This is a genomic window from Amycolatopsis sp. YIM 10 (genome assembly GCF_009429145.1).
Lineage (GTDB): Bacteria > Actinomycetota > Actinomycetes > Mycobacteriales > Pseudonocardiaceae > Amycolatopsis.
The window spans coordinates 8,803,046-8,821,350 of the sequence record NZ_CP045480.1 but is presented as its reverse complement, the minus strand read 5'-3'; the positions used below and the strand labels follow the sequence as shown (position 1 = coordinate 8,821,350).

At 69.0% G+C, this 18,305-nt stretch carries 15 protein-coding genes; 12 read left to right on the top strand and 3 right to left on the bottom strand.

All coding sequences use genetic code 11. The features are described 5' to 3' along the window. Nucleotides 1-189 precede the first annotated feature (189 nt). From YIM_RS40770 to YIM_RS40725, 10 genes are read left to right on the top strand one after another with little or no spacing between them, the layout of a single operon-like run. Complete coding sequence (locus YIM_RS40770; protein ID WP_153035442.1) at nt 190-1,239, top strand: PrpF domain-containing protein; 1,050 nt, start codon at nt 190-192, stop codon at nt 1,237-1,239. Next, on the top strand, nt 1,236-2,342 hold the full coding sequence (locus tag YIM_RS40765) for an acyl-CoA dehydrogenase family protein (RefSeq protein ID WP_153035441.1): 1,107 nt from the start codon (nt 1,236-1,238) through the stop codon (nt 2,340-2,342). Before YIM_RS40770 ends, YIM_RS40765 begins: the two co-directional genes overlap by 4 nt. Continuing rightward, entirely contained in the window at nt 2,330-3,691 is a 1,362-nt protein-coding gene (locus YIM_RS40760) for a dihydroorotase family protein (RefSeq protein WP_153035440.1), read from the top strand. Before YIM_RS40765 ends, YIM_RS40760 begins: the two co-directional genes overlap by 13 nt. Then, the gene (locus YIM_RS40755) at nt 3,691-4,968 is read left to right on the top strand and encodes an MFS transporter (protein ID WP_153035439.1); all 1,278 of its coding nucleotides are present in this window, start codon (nt 3,691-3,693) and stop codon (nt 4,966-4,968) included. The genes YIM_RS40760 and YIM_RS40755 overlap by 1 nt, the downstream gene beginning before the upstream one ends. A 13-nt stretch (nt 4,969-4,981) precedes the next feature. Next, nucleotides 4,982-6,235, top strand: a complete 1,254-nt coding sequence (locus tag YIM_RS40750; RefSeq protein ID WP_153035438.1) for an ATP-grasp domain-containing protein — start codon at nt 4,982-4,984, stop codon at nt 6,233-6,235. Next, the gene (locus YIM_RS40745) at nt 6,232-7,053 is read left to right on the top strand and encodes a hypothetical protein (protein ID WP_153035437.1); all 822 of its coding nucleotides are present in this window, start codon (nt 6,232-6,234) and stop codon (nt 7,051-7,053) included. The genes YIM_RS40750 and YIM_RS40745 overlap by 4 nt, the downstream gene beginning before the upstream one ends. Then, nucleotides 7,050-8,306, top strand: a complete 1,257-nt coding sequence (locus tag YIM_RS40740; RefSeq protein ID WP_153035436.1) for an ATP-grasp domain-containing protein — start codon at nt 7,050-7,052, stop codon at nt 8,304-8,306. The genes YIM_RS40745 and YIM_RS40740 overlap by 4 nt, the downstream gene beginning before the upstream one ends. Continuing rightward, the gene (locus tag YIM_RS40735; RefSeq protein WP_153035435.1) at nt 8,299-9,444 is read left to right on the top strand and encodes an FAD-dependent monooxygenase; all 1,146 of its coding nucleotides are present in this window, start codon (nt 8,299-8,301) and stop codon (nt 9,442-9,444) included. The genes YIM_RS40740 and YIM_RS40735 overlap by 8 nt, the downstream gene beginning before the upstream one ends. Next, the gene (locus YIM_RS40730) at nt 9,441-10,415 is read left to right on the top strand and encodes a PLP-dependent cysteine synthase family protein (protein ID WP_153035434.1); all 975 of its coding nucleotides are present in this window, start codon (nt 9,441-9,443) and stop codon (nt 10,413-10,415) included. The genes YIM_RS40735 and YIM_RS40730 overlap by 4 nt, the downstream gene beginning before the upstream one ends. A gap of 15 nt (nt 10,416-10,430) precedes the next feature. Next, nucleotides 10,431-11,153 (top strand): class I SAM-dependent methyltransferase, encoded by a 723-nt coding sequence (locus YIM_RS40725; protein ID WP_153035433.1) that lies wholly within the window; start codon nt 10,431-10,433, stop codon nt 11,151-11,153. Nucleotides 11,154-11,548: 395 nt separating this feature from the next. Here YIM_RS40725 and YIM_RS40720 read toward each other — a convergent pair whose 3' ends face one another. The 3 genes from YIM_RS40720 to YIM_RS40710 form a co-directional block, all read right to left on the bottom strand. Then, the gene (locus YIM_RS40720) at nt 11,549-12,748 is read right to left on the bottom strand and encodes an acyltransferase (RefSeq protein WP_194239912.1); all 1,200 of its coding nucleotides are present in this window, start codon (nt 12,746-12,748) and stop codon (nt 11,549-11,551) included. Between the two features lie 246 nt (nt 12,749-12,994). After that, nucleotides 12,995-14,437, bottom strand: a complete 1,443-nt coding sequence (locus YIM_RS40715; RefSeq protein ID WP_153035431.1) for an extracellular solute-binding protein — start codon at nt 14,435-14,437, stop codon at nt 12,995-12,997. Nucleotides 14,438-14,674: 237 nt separating this feature from the next. Further along, complete coding sequence (locus tag YIM_RS40710; RefSeq protein ID WP_153035430.1) at nt 14,675-15,136, bottom strand: SRPBCC domain-containing protein; 462 nt, start codon at nt 15,134-15,136, stop codon at nt 14,675-14,677. A gap of 309 nt (nt 15,137-15,445) precedes the next feature. On the opposite strand from YIM_RS40710, the gene YIM_RS40705 reads away from it, so the two are divergent. Together YIM_RS40705 and YIM_RS40700 are read left to right on the top strand one after the other, a co-directional pair. Further along, nucleotides 15,446-16,657 carry an acyl-CoA dehydrogenase family protein gene (locus YIM_RS40705; RefSeq protein WP_153035429.1) on the top strand — a complete coding sequence of 404 codons (1,212 nt, stop codon included), beginning with the start codon at nt 15,446-15,448 and terminating at the stop codon, nt 16,655-16,657. Beyond that, the gene (locus YIM_RS40700) at nt 16,654-18,294 is read left to right on the top strand and encodes an AMP-binding protein (protein ID WP_153035428.1); all 1,641 of its coding nucleotides are present in this window, start codon (nt 16,654-16,656) and stop codon (nt 18,292-18,294) included. Before YIM_RS40705 ends, YIM_RS40700 begins: the two co-directional genes overlap by 4 nt. The last annotated feature ends 11 nt before the right edge of the window (nt 18,295-18,305 follow it).

Here is an 18,305-nt window from a genome sequence, read left to right as displayed (position 1 = left end):
GTAACGCTTCGCCAGTGCCCCGTTACCCGGCTGGACGTGCGTTTTTCATGATCGCGGGATGAGCTCTTCGAATTCGCCGCGTCGCTCGAAGCTCGCTTGAGCCGGGGGGACAAGCGCAGTGACGGAGAAGCCCCGCGGTGATCGCGCCAACAGAATGGGCAAGGTTCACAAGCCCGATGGAGGTGCGGCATGATCGGACATCTCGCGTATGCCGTTGGCAGTCCCTGTCCGACCCTGGTGCTGGACGCGCGGCACCTGCCACGGGACCGCGACGCGCTGCTGGCCGCGCTCGGGGACGCGCGGCGCTGGATGTCCGACGCCGGCGGTGACCACGTGCTCAAGGTGGCGCTGATCGAGCCGTCCAAGCACCCGCTGTGCGATTTGGACTACCGGTTCATCCAGGCCCTTCCCGAGGACCACGGCAAGTTCGACCTGCTGGGTTCGTGCGGGCACTCGGTGCTGTCCGCGATCACCTCGGCCGCGGAGAGCGGCATGGTGCCGCGGCTGGTGCCCGGTCAGCGGGTGCGGGTCAACGTGCTCAACAACGGTGACTACCTCGCCTGCGAAGTCGACGAGGTGACCAAGGAGAGCACCCGGTTCACCATGCACTTCCTGCAGACCCCGCCGCGGCCGGTGTCGGCCATGCTGCTCGACGGCGCGCCGGTGACCACGCTCGAAGTGGACGGTACGCACGTCGACGTTTCGCTGGTGTCGGCGGGAAACCCGTACGTTTTTGTCGGGGGCAAGGGCGCCGGGGTGGAGAACGCGGACGAGCTGTTCGCCGACGACCCGGTGCTGTTCGACCGGCTCAACCGCATCCGGGTGGCCGCCGCCGAGCACCTCGGCATGCCGACCGACAGCGTGTTCCCGAAGGTCGCGGTGACCATTCCCGGTGCGGAGGGCAAGCTCGTCGTCCGGGCGATCTCGGTGCCGTCGTGGCACCCGACGCTGGCCATGACCGGCACCGCCTGCCTCGGCGTGGCGGCCGGGATCGAGGGCTCGATCCCGTGGCAGGCCGCCCAGGAGGCCGGGTGCGGGGACAACGTGATCAGCGTGGTCACCCCCGGCGGGGTGGTCGAGGTCTTCGCCGCGATGAGCATCCAGGACGACCAGCGGCACGTCGCCTGGATCACCGTCGGCGACAAGCGGGTCGACTTCCACGGCTCGTTCTTCATCGAACCGCTCGCCCACTTCCAATTCAAGGAGACGTCCGAATGCCTGTCGGAGTCAGCAGCATGACTGACCTCGCTTCGACGCTGGAGATCTTCCGTGAGGCCGCGTCGCGGTCCGACGACACCAACGTGCCCGACGACCAGGCGCTGATCGAGCTGCGCAAATCGGGCCTGCTCGCCACCGCCGTGCCCGCCCAGTACGGCGGCAGTGGCGCGGACACCGTGGAGCTGAACGAACTCGTCTCGAAGGTCGCCGAGGTGAACCCCTCGATGTCGATCATCATGTTCCAGCACTTCGCGGTCTGCGCCCGGATCAACGAGTGGGGCACGGCGGAGCAGAAGGCGCAGTGGCTGCCATCGATGGCCACCGGCGACACGCTCGGTGCCTCGGCGTGGAGCGAAACCGGTGCGGGAGCGGCGAAGAAGAACCTGGCCACCTCGGCCGAGCGGATCGAGGACGGGCGCTGGCTGCTCAACGGCGCCAAGTCGTTCACCACCGGCGCCGGGGTCGCCGACATCTACCTGGTGCTGGTCGGCACTTCGGACGGCGAGGAGCAGGCGCAGGACACCACCAACGTCTACGGTTCGGCCGGGCAGACCTTCTTCCTGGTGCGCAAGGAGAACGAGGGCCTGATCGCGAACCTCGGGCTGGAACTGGCCGGGATGCGCGGCTCGGCGACCGGGTTCGTCTCGCTCAAGGACTGCGTGGTCTCCGACGACGACCGGCTCGGCCCGGTCGGGCACGCGCCGGCGATCATCGCCGGGGTGCGGCAGTCGGGTGCCACGCTCGGCGCGGTCTCGGTCGGCGTGGCGAAGGCCGCGCTCGACGTGGCGCTCGCGCACTTCACCAAAACCGGTGCGCTGGAGGCGCCGACCGTCCGGCACCGGATGACCGAGCTGAGCGTGCAGGTCGAGGCGGCCCGCGCGATCGTCAACTTCGCCGGTACCCGCCGCGGGGAGGACCCCGGCGCGGTCACCCTGCGCAGCAAGCTTTTTGCCTCGGTCACCGCCGAGCACGTGTGCTTCGAGGTGGCCCGGATGCTCGGGTCCGCCGCGTACCTGGTCAACCACCAGCTGAACCGGCTGATCTCCGATGCCAGGGCGGTGGCGCTGATGGGCCCGACGAACGAACTCTGCCGAGAGCTGGTGTCCGCGTCATGGGTGAACTGAAGTCCGACCTGGTGGTCACCGGCGGCCGGGTGGTCACCCCGGACGGCGTGCGTGCCGCGAACGTCGTGGTCGACGGGGGCAGGATCACCGCGATCACCACCGGCCTCCCGGCCGCGCGGTCCACTGTGGACGCCAAGGGCGCATACGTGCTGCCCGGCCTGATCGACACCCACGTGCACTTCCGCACGCCCGGCCTGCTGCACAAGGAGGACTGGGCGCACGGCAGCCGCGCGGCGGTGGCCGGCGGGGTGACCACGGTGATGGACATGCCGAACACCATTCCGCCCACGCTGGACCCGGAGACCGTGGTCGCCAAGGCGGAGCTGGTGGCGGGCAACTCGCTGGTGGACTACCGCTTCCACATCGGCGCCGACCCCGAGCGCCCCGAGGTGCTGGCCGGGCTCGATCCCGAGATCGCGGTCAGCGCCAAGGTGTTCATGGCCGGGCACCACACCGCGCCGACCGTGGTCCGCGACCCGGCGGCGCTGGAGAAGATCTTCGCCACCGCGGCGGGCAGCGACCTGCAACTGGTGCTGCACGCCGAGGACGACTCGCTGTTCGAACTGCTCGACCAGTGGCAGGGCCCGCCGGTCTCCTACGCCGAGTACGAGCAGCGCCGCCCGCGCAGCGGCGGGATCGCCGCGGTGGCCAGGGTGCTGGAGCTGGTCCGCCGGTACGGGACCAAGGCACACATCCTGCACCTGTCCAGCCGCGAGGAGGCCGACCTGGTGTGCGCGGCCAGGGCCGCCGGGTTGCCGGTCACCTTCGAGGTCACCGGGCACCACCTGTCCTTCACCGACGCCGACACCTGCCGCGGTGGTGCGCGGACCCGGCTCTCGCCGTCGATCCGCGCTCAGGCCGACCAGGACCGGCTGTGGGCGGCGGTGCGCGCGGGCGAGGTGGGCAGCATCGGCAGTGACCACGCCCCGCACACCGTCGAGGAGAAGACCCGCTCGGTCGCCGACTCGCCACCCGGCCTGCCCGGGGTCCAGGAGCTGGGCACCGCGGTGTGGACCGGGATGCGCCGCCGGTTCGACGAGCCGGAGGACGTTTCGGCCGCCCGCCTCGCTTCCGTCCTGTCGGCCAAGCCCGCCGAGCTGTTCCGGTTGGCGGGCAAGGGACGCATCGAGCCGGGCGCGGACGCCGACTTCGCCATCTTCGACCCGTCCGAGACCTGGATGCTCTCCGCACACCACGTCTACGCCAAGTGCGGCTGGTCGGCCTACGAGGGCTGGACGATGTCGGGCCGCGTGCGCAAGACCATTCGCGGCGGCCGGGTGGTCTGGGACGCCGCCACCGGCACCTTCGGCGAACCCGACGGCCGGTGGCTCACCGGGAGGGAAGCCTGATGTTCGAAGGCATGAACCGCAACATCAAGATCCGCATCGGCGTCGGCTTCGTCCAGCGGTTCCTGGACGTCATGCTGATCCCGCTGATGGTGATCTACTTCTCCCAGCTCTACGGCGCGGCCACGGCCGGGGTGCTCACCATGATCGCCGCCGCGGTGGCGATCGGCTGCACGTTCCTCGGCGGGCACCTGTCCGACGTGCGCGGCCGCCGGAGCACCCTGCTCGTCGGAGAGGTCGGCAGCCTGGTCGCCTTCGTCGGCATGGCGCTGGCCAACTCGGTGTGGGAGTCCGGGCTCGCGGTCTACCTGTTCTACCTGGCCAACACCGGCCTGATCGCGATCGTGCGGCCGGCCAGCGACGCGATGGTCATCGACGCGTCCGAGCCGGAGATCCGCAAGGCGGTCTACGCGGTCATCTACTGGTCAACCAACGTGGCCTTTGTCATCGGCGCGCTGGTCGGCGCCTTCCTGTACAGCAGCCTCAACGAACTGCTCTGGGCCGCGGCCGCGGCCACCGCGGTGGTCGCGGTGGTCACCTGGCTGTGGGTCTCGGAAACCAAGCCCGAGGGTTCGGGCGAGGCGCACCAGCAGCGGAACTGGCTGGTTTCGATGCTGCGCGGGTACGTGGACGTGCTGAAGGACCGCGTGTTCGCCAAGCTGTTCTGGGGCATCCTGCTGTTCACCTGCGTGCAGGTGCAGCTCTCGTCCTACGTCGCGGTCCGGCTGGCCGAGGAGTTCACCCCGCAGCGGTTGTTCGACGTCGGGTTCTGGCAGCTCGACGTGGACGGCGTGAACATGTTCGGCATCCTGCGTTCGATCAGCTGCTTCCTGGTGGTGTGCCTGGCCCTCTACGCCCGCAAGGCGCTCGCCAGGACGAGCGACGGCAAGCAGCAGACCATGGGCACGCTGATGTTCACCGCCGGGTACATGACCGTCGCGGTGTCCAACGACCCGTGGCTGCTGATCGCCGCGGCCGCGGTGTTCGCGCTGGGGGAGATCGTCTGCTCGCCGTCCCGGCAGGCGCTGCTCGCCGACGTGGTGCACCCCGGCGCGCGCAGCAAGTACATGGCGGTCTACCAGTTGCAGTTCCGCATCGCGCTGGTGGTGGGGCCGCTGTTCATCACGCTGGGCACGCAGGTTTCGTCGGTGGTGATCAGCCTGCTCTACGCGGTGTTCGGGATCGCGTCGCTCATCCTCGTCCAGCTGACGATCCGGGACCGGGACGCGGGCCGCGCGGCCGGCGTCGAGGCCCCGCTCGCCACCGCGGGCAAGAACTGAAGGAGAAGCAACGGTGACCCCCGAGAACACGGTGCTGCTCGTCGGCGCCACGGTGAAGGTGCTGCAGGCGGCCAAGGCGCACGGGCTGTCGGTCATCCTGGTGCAGCACAAGAACAAATTCACCCCTGAGCAGGCGGAGCTGGCCGACGCGACGCTGATCGCCGACTACACCGACTGGGCCGCGGTTCGTCCGCACGCCGAGGCCGCCTACGAGCGCTGGGGCTTCGCCACCGCGCTCGGCCTGACCGATCCGGCACTGGACGTGACCGCGCGGATCAACGACCTGTTCGGCCTGCCCGGCACCAGCTACGCGGTTTCCCGGCTGTTGCAGGACAAGTTCCTGATGCGGCAGCGGCTGGCCGAGGCCGGTGCGGCTTCGGCCATCGGCGCGCGGTTGCTGGTGGACAAGCAAAGCCTGCTCGAATTCGGCGCGGAGTTCGGTTATCCCTTTGTCGCCAAGCCGACCGACGCGGCCGCCAGCCTCGGTGTCTTCCGCATCGAATCAGCATCCGATGTGGACCGTGTGTGGGCAGAGCTGGAGGCGTTGCGCGGCAGCGGCCCGGGAGTCGGCTGCGGCGGCTTGTTCACCGTGACCGACGTGGTCATGGAGGAGTACGTCGACGGGCCGGAGTTCAGCGTCGAGTCGTTCAGCTTCGGCGGACGGCACGTGGTGGTCTCGGTGACCGAGAAGACCACCGGAACCGGGCACTTCGCCGAACTCGGCCACACCGTGCCCGCGCGGATCGACCGGTTCCGCGAGAACCGGATCGTCGGTGCCACGCGGGAGTTCCTGGACGCGGTCGGGCTGACCGACGGGCCGAGCCACACCGAGATCAAGTTCGGCAGCCGCGGTCCGGTGGTGATCGAGTCGCACAACCGGATCGGCGGCGACCGCATCGGCGACCTGGTCGAGGCGGTCTACGGCATCGACCTGACGCACTACGCGGTCGGCTGGCCGTTCGGGCTGGTCGACGAGCTGCGCGACCGGCCGAAGGCGGTCGGTGGCGCGGCAGTGCGGTTCGTCGAAAGCCCCGAGGCGACTGAAGGCACCGTCGTCTCGATCGACGGCCTGGACGAACTGCGGGAGCGGTCCGAAGTGATCGCCGCAGACGCGCTGGTTTCGGTGGGCGACCGGGTCCATCCGGTGCGGGACAACAACGACCGGCTCGCACTGGTCGCGGCGACCGGGCCGACCGGCGACGCCGCGGTGAAGCTCTGCGAGGAACTGATCGAGAACACCCTGCGGATCCAGGTGGTGCCGAAATGACGATCGTGATCTTGGACGGATTCCCCGGCCCGCTGCCGCCGTACGCGGACTGGCTCGGCGACAGCGGCAAGGAACTGCTGCTGGTCACCGGCCGCGCCCGTGACGAGGTCGGCGACGGGTATGACCGGGTGGAGGTGGTCGAGGGCTACGCGAACTCCCCCGCGGTGGACCGGTTCCTGCTCAACCTCGGGCAGCGCACCGAACTGTCCGCGATCGTCGCCACCGAGACGCCGGACCTGGTGCGCAGCGGTGCCCTGCGCGACTACTTCGGCATCGCCGGGCAGAGCCGTGACGACGCCGTGGTGCTCGCCGACCCGATCGCCGTGCGCGAGCGGCTGGCCGCGGCGGGCGTGCCGGTGCTCGGTGCCGCGCCGGTGCTGCGGATCACCGACGTCTACGCGGCGGCGGCGAAGTTCGGTTACCCGGTGCGGATCCGCGAGCGGAAGATCCCCGGCCACCCGACCGCCGCGGTGCTCAACGACGAAGCCGAGGTGCGCATCTACACCCAGGGCGGGCTCACCCCGGACCTGATCTCGGTGCCCAGCCTGTTCGCCGAACCGTGGGTCAACGGCGAACGTCACCGGGTGGTCGCGCCCATCGCGGCCGACTCGGGTGAGCGTGCGGAACTGGTGTCCATTGTGGAGGCGGCGCTGGCCGCCCTGCCGGTGGTGCCCGGCCAGCCGTACGCGGTCGAGGTGGTGCACACCACCGACGGCCGCTGGCTGGTCGACGGGATCGGTACGGAGACCGCCGACGAGGACGAGCACCGGACGGCCGTCCGCGTGCAGGCCGGGCTCGAGACAGGAGTGAAGCGATGACCGTCCTTGTGCTGCACCACCGCAGTTCGCTCGCGGCCTGCCCGTACCCGCAGTGGCTGGCGGGTTACGACGGTGACGTGGTGCTGATCGCCTCGCGCGAGCACCTCGGCTGGGTGGGGGAGGACCTGCCGACCGGGGACGACCACGGCTACCGGCACATGGAAGCCATCGACGACTACGAAGTCGGTGGCGTGCTGGAAGAGCGTGTGCTCGAGCTGGCGCGCAAGTACGACGTCAAGCACATCTTCACCTTCCAGGAACACGACCTGGAGCGCGCGGCGCAGCTGCGTGAACTGCTCGGGCTGCCCGGCCAGACGCTGGAGAGCGCGATCCCGTTCCGCAACAAGCTGGTGATGAAGCAGATCGTGGAGGCGGCCGGGATCGAGGTCGCCCCGCACGCGCCGGTCGAATGCGCGGCGGACCTGCTCGTTTTCGCCGAGCGGCACGGTTTCCCGGTGGTGGTCAAGCCGCGTGACGGCGCCGGTTCGATCGGTGTCAAGGTGCTGAACGACGCCGCCGAGCTGAACGCCTTCCTCGACGAGGACCTCGACATCTACGGTCCGCTGCAGTCGAACCTGATGGTCGAGGCGTTTGTCCCCGGTTCGATGGCGCACGTCGACGGGCTGGTGGTCGACGGCGAGGTGGTTTTCTCGTGGCCGTCGCAGTACCTGTTCCAGCTGGCCTCGTTCAAGGAGGAGCGCGGGGGCAGGCACGACGTCACCATGGACCGGGACGACCCGCTCGCCCAGCGCATGATCGACTTCGTGGACCGGGTGATCGACGCGTTGCCCGCGCCGCCGAACTTCGTTTTCCACTGCGAGGTCTTCCGCACCCCGGACGACCGGCTGGTGCTGTGCGAGATCGCCGGGCGCACCGGCGGCGCGCAGACCCGCGCGGTGATCCAGACGCTCTTCGGCGTGGAGCTGAACGAGTGCTGGCTGCGGGCTGATGTCGGCCTGCCGCTGCCGGTGGACACGGCCAACGGGCGGTTGCAGCCGGCGAAGATGACCGGTCAGCTGGTGCTCGGGAAGCGGCCGGGCAAGGTGCTCGCGGTGCGCGGTGAGCCGCCGTTCGACTGGGTCGAGCGGCAGAAGGTCTTCGTCGAGGTCGGCGAGGTCATGCCGGTGCCGCGGTACTCGGCCGACTTCATGGCCGCGTACCTGGTCTCCGGGCCGGACCGGGCGACCGTGCAGAACCGGCTGAACGAGTTGGAGACCTGGTTCTTCGACGGCCTGGTGCTGGGCGATGAGTGAACGCAAAGTGGTGGTCGCCGGTGGTGGCATCGGCGGCCTCGCACTGAGCATCGGCCTGTCGCGCGCCGGATTCGCCGTGACGGTGATCGAACGCGCCGACCGGATCGCCGACGTGGGTGCCGGGCTTGTGTTGTACCCCAACGGCATCCGGGCACTCGACGCGATCAGCGCGCCGCTCGGCAAGGCCGTGCGCGCGGCCGGTCATGTCGCCGCGCCCGGTGACGTGCGCCCGCACCTGCGGTCCGACGGCGTGCGGCTGGCCGAGGACCCGATCGGTGAGCTGGAGAACCGCTGGGGCACCCCGCACGTGATGCTGCTGCGCTCGGCGTTGCAGAACGCGCTGCTGGACGAGGCGCTCGCGGTGGACGTCGACCTGCGCATCGGCCGGGAGGTGGTCGACCACACGGCCGACGAATCCGGCGTGGAAGTGTCCCTTTCGGACGGTTCGACGGTCACCGGTGACCTGCTGGTGGGCACGGACGGCCTGCGGTCCGGGGTACGGGCGCGGCTGCTCGGGGAGACGCCCATCCGCTACCGGGGTTATTCGTCCGTGCGCGGGCGGACCGCGGTTTCGCACCGCTTCCCGGTCGGGGTCACCGCGGCCGGGCCGGGCATCGACCTCTTTGTCGGCGCGGTCGGCGGCGGCCTGTTGTACTGGACCGCCAAGATCGTGGCGCCGCAAGGGGAGTGGCCCGCCAAGACACCGGAGGCGGCACTCGCCGACCTACTGGTGGAGCTGGCCGACTGGGATCCCGCGCTGCGGGAGATCGTGGAGACCACCGACACCGCCGCGGGGGTGGTGATGACCGACATCGTCGACCGCGACCCCGTTCCACAGTGGACTTTCGGCAGGGTGACCCTGCTCGGCGACGCCGCCCACCCGATGGCGCCGACGCTGGGCCAGGGCGCGGGCATGGCGCTGGAGGACGCCGCCGTGCTGACCGCGTGCCTGGCGGAAGGCTCGCTGGCGGACTACGAGCGAGCCCGCGCGCCACGCACCCGCGAGATCGTGCTGCTGTCCCGCCGCACCGGCGGTGTGGACTTCGAGCGCGCCGTCGAGTTCTCCACCTCGGATGACCAGTTTTCCAGGCTGTTCGGCTGGCGGCCGGGTACCGATATCGAAGGAGTAGAGCGATGACCGATCCCAAGCTCGGGCCTGGCATCATTTCCGGGCTGGAGGACCTCGTCGGTGGCACGCCGATGGTGCGGCTGCGGCTGCCCGACGTGCCCGACCACGTGCGGTTGCTGGCCAAGGTGGAGATGCTCAACCCGCTGGCGAGCGTGAAGGACCGCGCCGCGCTGTGGATGCTCAGGGACGCCGAGCGCACCGGCAAGCTGCCGCTGGACGGCGGCGGCACGGTGGTGGAGGCGTCCTCGGGCAACACCGCGATCTCGCTGGCCGCGCTGGCCGCGATGCGCGGGCACCGCTGCGTGATCGTGCTGCCGGACAACGCCACCGAGGAGCGCAAGGCGATCCTGCGCGCGTACGGCGCGGAACTGGTGCTCGCCGACCACACCCAGGGCCTGCCCGCGGCGATCGCCAAGGCGGCGGGCATCGCGAAGTCCATTCCCGGTTCGTGGCTGTGCGGCCAGGAAGCCAACCCGGTCAACGTGGAGGCCCACTACCACACCACGGCGCCGGAGATCTGGGAAGCCACCGGCGGTGAGGTCGACGTGGTGGTGTGCGGCGTCGGCACCGGCGGCACGCTGACCGGCATCACCAAGTTCCTCAAGGAGCGCCGCCGCATCCACACCGTGGCGGTGGAGCCGACCGGTTCGCCGGTGCTCTCCGGTGGAGAACGCGGCCCGCACAAGATCCCCGGCATGGGCGGCGGCTTCATCAACCCGGTCACCGACGTCGACTGCATCGACCAGGTGATCACCGTGACCGACGAGCACGCCGCTGACTCGGCCAAGGAGCTGACCCGCACGCTCGGCCTGTTCGTCGGGGTTTCGTCGGGGGCCGCGGTGCACGCGGCCCGTGTGCTCGCCGCCAGCGACCGCTGGGCCGGGGCCACCATCGTCACCGTGCTGCCGGACAGCGGTGAGCGGTATCTGTCCATTTGGGAATCACTGGGGACGCAGGAGCAGCAGACGCGCGCCGCCTGAGTTGGGAGAATAGGCATGAGTGAATCGACCACGCACTGGAACGACGTCGGCATCGACTACGACAAGGTGCTGAACACCGACGAGTCGAACGTCAAGCTGCTGGCCGCCGCGGTCGGCCTGCTGCCGCCGGACACGAAGGACCTGCTGGACATCGGCGCCGGCACCGGGCGGCTCACGTCGCTGGTCCGCAAGGCGCTGCCGGAGGCCACGATCCTCGGCGTCGACCCGGCCCCGACGATGGTGGAGGCGGCGGAGATCAAGTTCGCCGACGACCCGAAGGTCTCCTTCGCCGGTGGGCTGGTGGAGGACCTGTCGTTCATCCCGGACAACAGCTTCGACGCGGTGATCTCCAGCTTCGCGCTGCACCACCTGGAGCTGGACACCTACAAGCTGGCGGCCGCGGAGCTGTTCCGCGTGCTGCGCCCGGGCGGGCGGTTCGTGAACGCGGACCAGTTCTGCCGGGTGATGGGCCCGGCCGGCAGCCCGGAGCGGGCGAAGGACGTGCTCGACCTGCTCACCGCGAAGGCGAAGCACTACTTGGAGCACGCCAGCTTCGAGCGGATGCTGCTGCAGATCGACCTGCTCCCGCGCTTCATGCGCGAGGACGGCGAGATCCTGACCACGCCGGAGTTCTGGACGGAAAAGCTGCTGAGCGCCGGTTTCGCCGAAGCCCACATCGTCGAGACGCCGCCGGCTGAGCTGTACAACCGGGTGATCTGGGCTGTGAAGCCTTCGTAGTTTCTTGCTCCACCCCGGTTTTTCAGTGTGACTACGGCGAAGGCCCCGAAGTCAAGGCGGGACAGATGCCTTGACTTCGGGGCCTTCGCCGTGTTTTGGGCTGTGGACCGGGGATGGGGAGGGTCTGGTTGGGCCGGTTGGTCGCGTTTTTGTGGCCGGGCGCCGGTCCGGTGGTCGGCGTGCGCCCGAGATCTCCAGCCTGGACCAGATGCTCGAGATCGCACCACCCCCCGACAGAGAGCCGGGCGCCCAAAGCCGAGGCACCACCCACGCTCCCCCTTCCCGGTCCTAAGCCAAAGCACGGCGAAGACCCCTTGTCAAGGTACGTTTCCCAGCCTTGACAAGGGGGTCTTCGCCGTCGTCACACTAGAACACCGGGGTGGTGGAGCCAGAAATCACCGAACCGAAGTCAGGTGGTCCGGCCGCTCCAACGTGGCCACGCCGATCTCCTTCGGCGCCTTCCCCAGCTTCTCCCGCAACCGCATCGCCGGGCTTTCGATGAGGTAGTAGCTCAGCGTCGCCGCCACGATGCTGCCTGCCAGGCAGATGCCCAGCAGCTTCCAGAACCCGTCGGCCCCGAAGGCGCCCTCGTTCCAGAAGTAGATGATCGCGATGTGCCACAGGTACAAGCCGTACGAGATCTTGCCCAGGTACAGCATGACCCGGTTCGTCAGCACCGCGTCGATCAGCCGCGAGCGGGTGTCCGGCAGGGTCAGCGGGGCCACCGCCAGCAAGCCGAACGACAGGTACAGCACCTGCTCGACCATGCCCTGCGCCATGTCCGGGTAGTTCGCGCTGCCGCTGTCACCGAACGGCTGGAAGCACGCGATGAGGTACACCACCAGCGCCGCCGCCCAGGCCGAGGCCGGCTTGCGGGCCAGGAACCGGTACAGCGACGGGGACTTCTCCGGCTGCAGCTCGGCCGCGGCCGACAGGGTGGCCAGCGCCATGCCGACGGCGATGAAGCCCATCCACTTCAGCGGCCACTTGTCCTCGATCGGCCAGCTGCCCAGCGACTCGGTGAAGGTGTAGGCGGCGAAGGCGAACCCGGCCACCACGACCGCACCCAGCACCAGCAGGATCCGGCGGGCCTTGGCGGCCACGTCGGCACCACCGCGGGCCACCCGGTGCAGTGCCCACGCCAGCACCGGCAGCAGGGCGTAGAAGGCGATCTCGGTGGAGAGGCTCCAGCTCTGCTCGAGCCCGAACACCCACGCCTCGTTCTCGTACACGTGCAACAGCAGGAACGGCCGCACCACGTGCCACACGTTCTGGATGCCCTCGCTGTTGAACGCGATCAGCACCACGGCCAGGGTCACCCAGAACGCCGGCAGCGTGCGCAGCGCACGACGCCACAGGTAGGGCTTGACACCCGGCTTCTTCGTGCCGCCCAGCGCCGCGAGCACCCACGGGCGGTACAGCAGCACACCGGACAGCACGAAGAAGATCGGCAGGCTCACGTGCAGCTGCTGCAGCAGCACCCCGGCGAACCCGTTGCCCGGCTGTTCCATGCCCGGGAACTCGGTCAGCGCGACCTGCGCGGAGTACAGACCGACGTGGGTGAGCAGCACCCCCAGCGCGGCGAGCCCGCGCATCCCCTCCAGCTGCGGGAAAAATCTGCGCTTCGTAGAGCGGACCCGAGGACGTGGGTCCACCGCGCTCTTAGTCACCATAACGGCTCCCTCACGGATTAATCTGACTCGGACAGCTTCGGTCAGAAGGGGTATCCGGGGCATCTCTCCGATTGCGGCCGACAAAAAGCACAGTCCAGAAGACCCTCCACGCAGGACGGCCCGGTACCGGCGGGGTCGCCGATACCGGGCCGTGCGCGGAGAAGCCTGTCAGCGGTTGAGCTTCACCACGTTCTCGAGATCGGCCGCGGAGTAGTCGCGCCCGGCCATCAGCGTGGTGAAGTACTCCACCTTGTGGCTGCTGTTGGGGCCGTCCGGGTCGCGGGGCCAGTCGCCGAGCGCGTAGGCGTTGTAGGTGTCCAGCAGCGCCTGCGCCTCCTCGGTGGCCTGGGTGAACCGGGTGATCGGGTCGGCACCGCGGAGCACGTCACCCATCGCCCTGGTCATCACGTCCTGGTTGCCGGCGAAGTCGCCGAACACCGCGCCCTGCTGGGCGGGCACCGCGTCGGCGGGCACGCCGTCGGGCCGGACCGCCTTGGCCGGGAACCGGGTGACGTGGTCGCTGGCGACCCGGTGGTACGGGTGCTGCTCGAACCAGCCCTCCCGCTCCAGCAGGTCGAACGAGGCGTGGGTGACCGGGGCGAAGCTGTTCGCCTTGTGCCGGTCGGCCGCGTTGCGGGCGTTGTGCATGTACTGCAGGAAGGTCAGCGCGCCGTCCTGGGTGGCCTCGTCCAGGCCGCTGGTCAGCCACATGGAGGTGCCCGCGATGGCGTTGCCGACGTAGGGCTGCGTGTCGCTGAAGGGGAACAGGCCGACCTCGATGCCGAACCCGTTGTCCTTGGCCGCCTGCACCATGTAGTTCACGTCGTTGGACGAGGAGATGCGGATCGCCACGTCCTGCTCGGCGAAGGCACGCAGGGTCTGCGCCCAGTCGGGGATGCCGCCGGTGTGCAGGTAGTGGCCGTCGCGGTGCAGGTCGCGCCAGATCTCGGCCCAGGCCAGCATTTCCTTCGACGCCAGCTCGGCCTCGGTCGCCCGGCCGCTGCGGCCGTTGTTGTTGTTCACCAGCAACCCGCCCTGGGTGGCGACCGCCTGCTGGTAGAAGGTGCCGTGGTTGGACCAGGTGATGGCGTGCTTCGGCCCGCCCTCGGCGCGGGCGATCTGCTCGCAGACCGCGGTGACCTCGGCCCAGGTCTGCGGGAGTTCGGTGACGCCGGCCTTCTCCAGCAGGTCGGTGTTGGCGTAGAGCAGGCTCGTGGTGCACACGGACGGCATCGACATCAGGTCGCCGCCGACGGTGTAGTACTCGCGGAACGGCGTCATCAGGTCGCCGAGCACCACCGGCTCACCGTTGATCTCCGACCGGCCGGCCACCGCCTTCTCGACCGAGGTGAACAGCGGGCTGCCGTCGGCGTGGCGCAGGTCGCGGGCCACCTGGCCCATGTAGAAGTACAGCTCGGCGAGGGTGGGCGGGGCACCGGCCGCGGCGGCGCGGGACACCTCCTGCGGAAAGGTCCAGAAGTCCTTGCCCTGCACCCGGACCTCGTACTGCGGGTACACCTTCTCGAAGTCCTTGCCCAGCTGGAACCAGCGGTCCATCCAGCCCGGAAAAGTCAGATCGGGGACCCAGACGTCGATGACCACTTTACTCATTCGATCTCTCCTCCTGGATTTCCTGCGGCGCAGACGGCTACCCGATCGTTCACTCACCGTCCACGATTTCGCACGCCAGGCCCCGATCGCGTCTTCCCGATTGCGGCCAAGGAACACCGCGGAAAAGACGTGAAAAACACCGAAACGGGGGTGGCGGAAAACGGATCGAATCCGCTTTCCGCCACCCCCGTCGGGTGGCGCAGTTCACCGCGTTCCCAGCGAACCGTGGGTACTACTTCAGGACTTCTTGGTCAGGTACTCTTCGAGAGCGTCGAACCAGCTGACCCAGCCTTCCTTGGCCTGGGGCAGCTCCTCCTCGGGGAGGTAGCCGGTCTGACGGAAGGCCAGCTTGGTCTTGCCGTTGGTCTCGGTGAAGGTCAGGGTGACGGCTTCCTCGTTCTCGCCGGCGGCCTGCTTCGCCTCGAACTCCGGGTCGTTCGGGTCGATGAGCGAGAACACCAGGCGGGAGTTCTCCTCGACCTCGCTGTAGACGCCGTAGAAGGGGATCTCGGTGCCCTCGTAGTCGAGGGTCGCCTTCCAGCTGCCGCCGGGACGGACGTCCATCGAGATCGTCGGCAGCGGCGCCCCGAACCAGTGGGTGAAGTGCTCCGGCTCGGTCCAGGCCTTGAACACCTGCTCGGGCTTGGCGTCGATGGTGCGGGTGATCTTGATCTCGCGGATCGTGCGCTCTTCGGTCATGGGGTTTCCTCTCTGGATGCGGTCCGGGCGGAAATACGCGGTCATGGCACGCCGGCCAGTTCAGACTCAGTGAGCGTCGTTACGTCATCGGTCCGTTACCGGATTCTGTCAGCGGCGCGGCGGGCACGACCAGTGCCGCGTGCACCACTGCTCCATGTATTCCTCATGCCCGGCCGGGGCCTTCTTCATTCCTGCTGTTCGGAGCCCTGCCCGCAGCCGGTGCGCAATCGGGGAGACGTGGTCGCGCGCGCGGGATGTGACGGTAGGGCGGAGCCAGCCAGGCCGCCGGAGAAAAGGATTCGTGCAGCGATGACAGCCACGGTGGAAATTCCCGAACCGGAGCTCACCCCGGACCAGGTCGTCGCGCGGGCCGAGGCCATCGCGCCCACGCTCGTCGAACGCCAGGCGGAGACCGAGAAACGCGGTTACTACGCCGAAGACACCCACGAGGCCTTCCGCGCCGCGGGTTTCTACCGGATCCTGGTGCCGCGCCGCTACGGCGGTTACGAGTTCGGCCTGGACACCTTCATGCGCGTGGTGCAGGCGCTGACCAGGGGCTGCCCGTCGACCGGCTGGATGTACTGCCTCGGTGCCGCGCACGCGCACGCCGCCGCGTCGATCTTCGAGGAGCGGGTGCAGGACGAGATCTTCGCCGTCGGCGACTTCATCTGCCCCGCCACCGTCGCGCCGGGCGGCAATGCCGAGAAACTGGAGAACGGTGACTGGCGGCTCAGCGGCACCTGGAACTACTGCTCCGGTTCGCCGTACGCCACGCACTTCATCGGGCACACCCTCGTTTTCGGCGAGGACGGCACGCCGTCGCCGATGATGTTCGTGGTGCCGCGTGAGCAGTGGACCCGGCTCGACGACTGGAACACCACGCTCGGCCTGCGTGGCAGCGGTTCGCACAGCATCTCGATGGAGAACGCGCACATCCCGGCGCACCACATGTTCGACATGCACCTGAGCCAGGTCGACGTCTCCGGCGGCACCGCGGGCGCGGAGCTGCACGGGAATCCGTTCTACGGTGGCGGCCTGCTCAGCTTCATGGTGCTGGAGGACGCGGTGCTCGCGGTCGGCATGGCGCAGAGCGCGCTGGACGCGTGCGAGGAGTTGATGAAGACCCGGTCGACGATCTTCCCGCCGATCCAGGGCCGTGCGCAGGACCCCGACTACCAGTTCCGCTTCGGCCAGGCCACCGGCATGATCGCCACCGCGGAAGCCGCCTTCCACAACGCGATCCAGCAGTGGGAGAAGGCCAGCGCGGAGGGTTCGGCGGCGTTCACCCCCGAACGCGAGCTGCGGATCGCGTTGATCTGCCGCGAAGTGGTGCGGCTGAGCTTCGACGCGGTGCAGGCGCACCTGGTGCCGACCGCCGGTTCCAGTGCGGTGCGCAACGGCTCCAGGGTCGAGCGGGTGTGGCGTGACCTGTCCATGCAGCACAGCCACGCCGGCATCTCGGTGTTCCTGTCCGCGATCGCGCAGCGCGAGTACAGCCAGGCACGGCTGGGTGCGGCATGAGGGTTCGGCCGAGCTATTCGTCCGGCGCGTCGTCCACCTCGCTGCTCGGGGAGACCATCGGCGCGTACTTCGACCGCGCGGTCGAGGATTTCGGTGCGCGCGACGCGCTGGTTGACCGGCCGACCGGGCGCCGGTGGACCTACGCCGAACTCGGCGCCGAGGTCGACGTGCTCGCGCTCGGCCTGCTCGACCACGGCATCCAGCCGGGTGACCGGGTGGGCATCTGGGCGCCGAACTGCGCGGAGTGGGTGATCGTGCAGTACGCCTGCGCCAAGATCGGCGCGGTGCTGGTGAACCTCAACCCCGGCTACGGCAGGCACGAGATCGAGTACGTGCTGAACCTGGCGGGTGTGCGGATGCTGATCTCCGCGGAGTCGTTCAAGACCTCGGACTACGCCAGGATGATCGCCGAGATCGACTGCCCGGCGCTGGAACACGTGGTACTGCTCGGCGGGGACGCGTGGGCAGAGGTGCTCGACCGCGGGCGGCGCGGGGATCCCGCGCTGCTGGCGAAGGTCGGCGCCTCACTGCACGCGGACGAGCCGATCAACATCCAGTTCACCTCGGGCACGACCGGTTTTCCCAAGGGCGCCACGCTTTCGCACCACAACATCCTCAACAACGGGTTCTCGGTCGGGGAGTTGTGCGGTTACGGGCCGGAGGACCGGGTGTGCGTGCCGGTGCCGTTCTTCCACTGCTTCGGCATGGTGATGGGCAACCTGGCCGCGATGACGCACGGCGCGAGCGTGGTGATCCCGGCGCCGGTGTTCAACGCGCGCGCGACGCTGGAAGCGGTCGAGGCCGAGCGGTGCACGTCGCTGTACGGCGTGCCGACCATGTTCATCGCCGAGCTGGCCGACCCGGACTTCGCCACGTTCGAGCTTTCCTCGCTGCGGACCGGAATCATGTCCGGCACGCCCTGCCCCATCGACGTGATGCGGCAGGTGGTCGAGCTGATGGGGATGACCGAGGTGACCATCTGCTACGGCATGACGGAAACCTCGCCGGTGGCCACCCAGACACGCGCCGACGACTCACTGGAGCGCCGCGTGTCGACGGTCGGCCGGGCCGGGCCGCACGTGGAGATCAAGGTGGTCGACCCGCGCACCGGCCTGACGGTGCCGCGCGGCGAGGCCGGCGAAGTGTGCATGCGCGGGTATTCGGTGATGATCGGATACTGGGACCAGCCGGACAAGACGGCGGACGCGATCGACGCCTCGGGCTGGATGCACAGCGGTGACCTCGGCGTCATGGATGAGCACGGCTACCTGAACATCACCGGACGGATCAAGGACATGGTGATCCGGGGCGGCGAGAACATCTACCCGCGTGAGGTGGAAGAGTTCCTGCACACCCACCCGGACATCGTCGACGTTCAGGTGATCGGCGTCCCGGACGCCCGCTACGGCGAGGAACTGATGGCGTGGATCCGCCTGCGGCCAGGCGCTTCCTTGGACGCTTCGACGTTGCGGGAGTTCTGCGACGGCGAACTGGCCAGGCACAAGATCCCGCGATACGTCCACCTGGTGGACGAGTTCCCCATGACGGTTTCCGGAAAAGTGCGGAAGGTGGAAATGCGGGAGCAGTCGATCGAGATCCTGGGCCTGGAAAGCCTCCTGGCAACAAAACACGCTTGACCCACAGCCAA